Annotated in this window: 4 protein-coding genes and 1 pseudogene; 2 read left to right on the forward strand and 3 right to left on the reverse strand. The window is 52.4% G+C overall.

What is annotated here, in order from left to right:
• Nucleotides 1-63: 63 nt before the first annotated feature.
• Together MGMO_RS18625 and MGMO_RS18630 are read left to right on the forward strand one after the other, a co-directional pair.
• Nucleotides 64-600: a DNA-packaging protein gene (locus MGMO_RS18625; protein ID WP_051384094.1), complete on the forward strand. Its 537-nt coding sequence runs from the start codon at nucleotides 64-66 to the stop codon at nucleotides 598-600.
• Complete coding sequence (locus tag MGMO_RS18630; protein WP_023492862.1) at nucleotides 575-1,087, forward strand: phage terminase large subunit family protein; 513 nt, start codon at nucleotides 575-577, stop codon at nucleotides 1,085-1,087. The genes MGMO_RS18625 and MGMO_RS18630 overlap by 26 nt, the downstream gene beginning before the upstream one ends.
• A gap of 144 nt (nucleotides 1,088-1,231) precedes the next feature.
• On the opposite strand, the gene lacI is transcribed toward MGMO_RS18630, so the two are convergent.
• The 3 genes and pseudogenes from lacI to MGMO_RS21230 all read right to left on the reverse strand — a co-directional run.
• Entirely contained in the window at nucleotides 1,232-2,314 is a 1,083-nt protein-coding gene (gene lacI, locus MGMO_RS18635; RefSeq protein ID WP_000805902.1) for a DNA-binding transcriptional repressor LacI, read from the reverse strand.
• Between the two features lie 1,114 nt (nucleotides 2,315-3,428).
• Entirely contained in the window at nucleotides 3,429-4,289 is an 861-nt protein-coding gene (locus MGMO_RS18640) for a broad-spectrum class A beta-lactamase TEM-1 (RefSeq protein ID WP_000027057.1), read from the reverse strand.
• Between the two features lie 586 nt (nucleotides 4,290-4,875).
• Nucleotides 4,876-5,076: pseudogene (locus tag MGMO_RS21230) on the reverse strand (hypothetical protein); the annotation flags it as partial.
• Between the last annotated feature and the right edge of the window lie 5 nt (nucleotides 5,077-5,081).

A 5,081-nucleotide genomic window follows, 5' to 3' on the forward strand; every position in this document is an offset into this window, starting at 1 on the left:
CACCATCCCGCCGGGCGTGTCCATATCGAGCAGAATGCCGTCCACCATCGGATCGCTGGCAGCCTGTTGCAGACGGGCGATAATGCCGTTGTAACCGGCCCGAGTACCATTCAGAACTGGCAGGAACAGGGAATGCCCGTTCTGCGAGGCGGTGGCAAGGGTAATGAGGTGCTTTATGACTCTGCCGCCGTCATAAAATGGTATGCCGAAAGGGATGCTGAAATTGAGAACGAAAAGCTGCGCCGGGAGGTTGAAGAACTGCGGCAGGCCAGCGAGGCAGATCTCCAGCCAGGAACTATTGAGTACGAACGCCATCGACTTACGCGTGCGCAGGCCGACGCACAGGAACTGAAGAATGCCAGAGACTCCGCTGAAGTGGTGGAAACCGCATTCTGTACTTTCGTGCTGTCGCGGATCGCAGGTGAAATTGCCAGTATTCTCGACGGGCTCCCCCTGTCGGTGCAGCGGCGTTTTCCGGAACTGGAAAACCGACATGTTGATTTCCTGAAACGGGATATCATCAAAGCCATGAACAAAGCAGCCGCGCTGGATGAACTGATACCGGGGTTGCTGAGTGAATATATCGAACAGTCAGGTTAACAGGCTGCGGCATTTTGTCCGCGCCGGGCTTCGCTCACTGTTCAGGCCGGAGCCACAGACCGCCGTTGAATGGGCGGATGCTAATTACTATCTCCCGAAAGAATCCGCATACCAGGAAGGGCGCTGGGAAACACTGCCCTTTCAGCGGGCCATCATGAATGCGATGGGCAGCGACTACATCCGTGAGGTGAATGTGGTGAAGTCTGCCCGTGTCGGTTATTCCAAAATGCTGCTGGGTGTTTATGCCTACTTTATAGAGCATAAGCAGCGCAACACCCTTATCTGGTTGCCGACGGATGGTGATGCCGAGAACTTTATGAAATCCCACGTTGAGCCGACTATTCGTGATATTCCGTCGCTGCTGGCGCTGGCCCCGTGGTATGGCAAAAAGCACCGGGATAACACGCTCACCATGAAGCGTTTCACTAATGGGCGTGGCTTCTGGTGCTGCAGGCGTACCAGCTTTCCCTATAGTGAGTCGTATTAGAGCTTGGCGTAATCATGGTCATAGCTGTTTCCTGTGTGAAATTGTTATCCGCTCACAATTCCACACAACATACGAGCCGGAAGCATAAAGTGTAAAGCCTGGGGTGCCTAATGAGTGAGCTAACTCACATTAATTGCGTTGCGCTCACTGCCCGCTTTCCAGTCGGGAAACCTGTCGTGCCAGCTGCATTAATGAATCGGCCAACGCGCGGGGAGAGGCGGTTTGCGTATTGGGCGCCAGGGTGGTTTTTCTTTTCACCAGTGAGACGGGCAACAGCTGATTGCCCTTCACCGCCTGGCCCTGAGAGAGTTGCAGCAAGCGGTCCACGCTGGTTTGCCCCAGCAGGCGAAAATCCTGTTTGATGGTGGTTAACGGCGGGATATAACATGAGCTGTCTTCGGTATCGTCGTATCCCACTACCGAGATATCCGCACCAACGCGCAGCCCGGACTCGGTAATGGCGCGCATTGCGCCCAGCGCCATCTGATCGTTGGCAACCAGCATCGCAGTGGGAACGATGCCCTCATTCAGCATTTGCATGGTTTGTTGAAAACCGGACATGGCACTCCAGTCGCCTTCCCGTTCCGCTATCGGCTGAATTTGATTGCGAGTGAGATATTTATGCCAGCCAGCCAGACGCAGACGCGCCGAGACAGAACTTAATGGGCCCGCTAACAGCGCGATTTGCTGGTGACCCAATGCGACCAGATGCTCCACGCCCAGTCGCGTACCGTCTTCATGGGAGAAAATAATACTGTTGATGGGTGTCTGGTCAGAGACATCAAGAAATAACGCCGGAACATTAGTGCAGGCAGCTTCCACAGCAATGGCATCCTGGTCATCCAGCGGATAGTTAATGATCAGCCCACTGACCCGTTGCGCGAGAAGATTGTGCACCGCCGCTTTACAGGCTTCGACGCCGCTTCGTTCTACCATCGACACCACCACGCTGGCACCCAGTTGATCGGCGCGAGATTTAATCGCCGCGACAATTTGCGACGGCGCGTGCAGGGCCAGACTGGAGGTGGCAACGCCAATCAGCAACGACTGTTTGCCCGCCAGTTGTTGTGCCACGCGGTTGGGAATGTAATTCAGCTCCGCCATCGCCGCTTCCACTTTTTCCCGCGTTTTCGCAGAAACGTGGCTGGCCTGGTTCACCACGCGGGAAACGGTCTGATAAGAGACACCGGCATACTCTGCGACATCGTATAACGTTACTGGTTTCACATTCACCACCCTGAATTGACTCTCTTCCGGGCGCTATCATGCCATACCGCGAAAGGTTTTGCGCCATTCGATGGTGTCAACGTAAATGCCGCTTCGCCTTCGCGCGCGAATTGCAAGCTCTGCATTAATGAATCGGCCAACGCGCGGGGAGAGGCGGTTTGCGTATTGGGCGCTCTTCCGCTTCCTCGCTCACTGACTCGCTGCGCTCGGTCGTTCGGCTGCGGCGAGCGGTATCAGCTCACTCAAAGGCGGTAATACGGTTATCCACAGAATCAGGGGATAACGCAGGAAAGAACATGTGAGCAAAAGGCCAGCAAAAGGCCAGGAACCGTAAAAAGGCCGCGTTGCTGGCGTTTTTCCATAGGCTCCGCCCCCCTGACGAGCATCACAAAAATCGACGCTCAAGTCAGAGGTGGCGAAACCCGACAGGACTATAAAGATACCAGGCGTTTCCCCCTGGAAGCTCCCTCGTGCGCTCTCCTGTTCCGACCCTGCCGCTTACCGGATACCTGTCCGCCTTTCTCCCTTCGGGAAGCGTGGCGCTTTCTCATAGCTCACGCTGTAGGTATCTCAGTTCGGTGTAGGTCGTTCGCTCCAAGCTGGGCTGTGTGCACGAACCCCCCGTTCAGCCCGACCGCTGCGCCTTATCCGGTAACTATCGTCTTGAGTCCAACCCGGTAAGACACGACTTATCGCCACTGGCAGCAGCCACTGGTAACAGGATTAGCAGAGCGAGGTATGTAGGCGGTGCTACAGAGTTCTTGAAGTGGTGGCCTAACTACGGCTACACTAGAAGGACAGTATTTGGTATCTGCGCTCTGCTGAAGCCAGTTACCTTCGGAAAAAGAGTTGGTAGCTCTTGATCCGGCAAACAAACCACCGCTGGTAGCGGTGGTTTTTTTGTTTGCAAGCAGCAGATTACGCGCAGAAAAAAAGGATCTCAAGAAGATCCTTTGATCTTTTCTACGGGGTCTGACGCTCAGTGGAACGAAAACTCACGTTAAGGGATTTTGGTCATGAGATTATCAAAAAGGATCTTCACCTAGATCCTTTTAAATTAAAAATGAAGTTTTAAATCAATCTAAAGTATATATGAGTAAACTTGGTCTGACAGTTACCAATGCTTAATCAGTGAGGCACCTATCTCAGCGATCTGTCTATTTCGTTCATCCATAGTTGCCTGACTCCCCGTCGTGTAGATAACTACGATACGGGAGGGCTTACCATCTGGCCCCAGTGCTGCAATGATACCGCGAGACCCACGCTCACCGGCTCCAGATTTATCAGCAATAAACCAGCCAGCCGGAAGGGCCGAGCGCAGAAGTGGTCCTGCAACTTTATCCGCCTCCATCCAGTCTATTAATTGTTGCCGGGAAGCTAGAGTAAGTAGTTCGCCAGTTAATAGTTTGCGCAACGTTGTTGCCATTGCTGCAGGCATCGTGGTGTCACGCTCGTCGTTTGGTATGGCTTCATTCAGCTCCGGTTCCCAACGATCAAGGCGAGTTACATGATCCCCCATGTTGTGCAAAAAAGCGGTTAGCTCCTTCGGTCCTCCGATCGTTGTCAGAAGTAAGTTGGCCGCAGTGTTATCACTCATGGTTATGGCAGCACTGCATAATTCTCTTACTGTCATGCCATCCGTAAGATGCTTTTCTGTGACTGGTGAGTACTCAACCAAGTCATTCTGAGAATAGTGTATGCGGCGACCGAGTTGCTCTTGCCCGGCGTCAACACGGGATAATACCGCGCCACATAGCAGAACTTTAAAAGTGCTCATCATTGGAAAACGTTCTTCGGGGCGAAAACTCTCAAGGATCTTACCGCTGTTGAGATCCAGTTCGATGTAACCCACTCGTGCACCCAACTGATCTTCAGCATCTTTTACTTTCACCAGCGTTTCTGGGTGAGCAAAAACAGGAAGGCAAAATGCCGCAAAAAAGGGAATAAGGGCGACACGGAAATGTTGAATACTCATACTCTTCCTTTTTCAATATTATTGAAGCATTTATCAGGGTTATTGTCTCATGAGCGGATACATATTTGAATGTATTTAGAAAAATAAACAAATAGGGGTTCCGCGCACATTTCCCCGAAAAGTGCCACCTAAATTGTAAGCGTTAATATTTTGTTAAAATTCGCGTTAAATTTTTGTTAAATCAGCTCATTTTTTAACCAATAGGCCGAAATCGGCAAAATCCCTTATAAATCAAAAGAATAGACCGAGATAGGGTTGAGTGTTGTTCCAGTTTGGAACAAGAGTCCACTATTAAGAACGTGGACTCCAACGTCAAAGGGCGAAAAACCGTCTATCAGGGCGATGGCCCACTACGTGAACCATCACCCTAATCAAGTTTTTTGGGGTCGAGGTGCCGTAAAGCACTAAATCGGAACCCTAAAGGGAGCCCCCGATTTAGAGCTTGACGGGGAAAGCCGGCGAACGTGGCGAGAAAGGAAGGGAAGAAAGCGAAAGGAGCGGGCGCTAGGGCGCTGGCAAGTGTAGCGGTCACGCTGCGCGTAACCACCACACCCGCCGCGCTTAATGCGCCGCTACAGGGCGCGTCCCATTCGCCATTCAGGCTGCGCAACTGTTGGGAAGGGCGATCGGTGCGGGCCTCTTCGCTATTACGCCAGCTGGCGAAAGGGGGATGTGCTGCAAGGCGATTAAGTTGGGTAACGCCAGGGTTTTCCCAGTCACGACGTTGTAAAACGACGGCCAGTGAATTGAATTTAGGTGACACTATAGAAGAGCTATGACGTCGCATGCACG

This window comes from Methyloglobulus morosus KoM1 (genome assembly GCF_000496735.2).
In the GTDB taxonomy this organism is placed as follows: domain Bacteria; phylum Pseudomonadota; class Gammaproteobacteria; order Methylococcales; family Methylomonadaceae; genus Methyloglobulus; species Methyloglobulus morosus.

What these genes read in the sequence shown, in the direction of transcription:
- MGMO_RS18640 (WP_000027057.1), bottom strand. Translation starts at nt 4,289, where the DNA reads ATGAGTATTCAACATTTCCGTGTCGCCCTTATTCCCTTTTTTGCGGCA.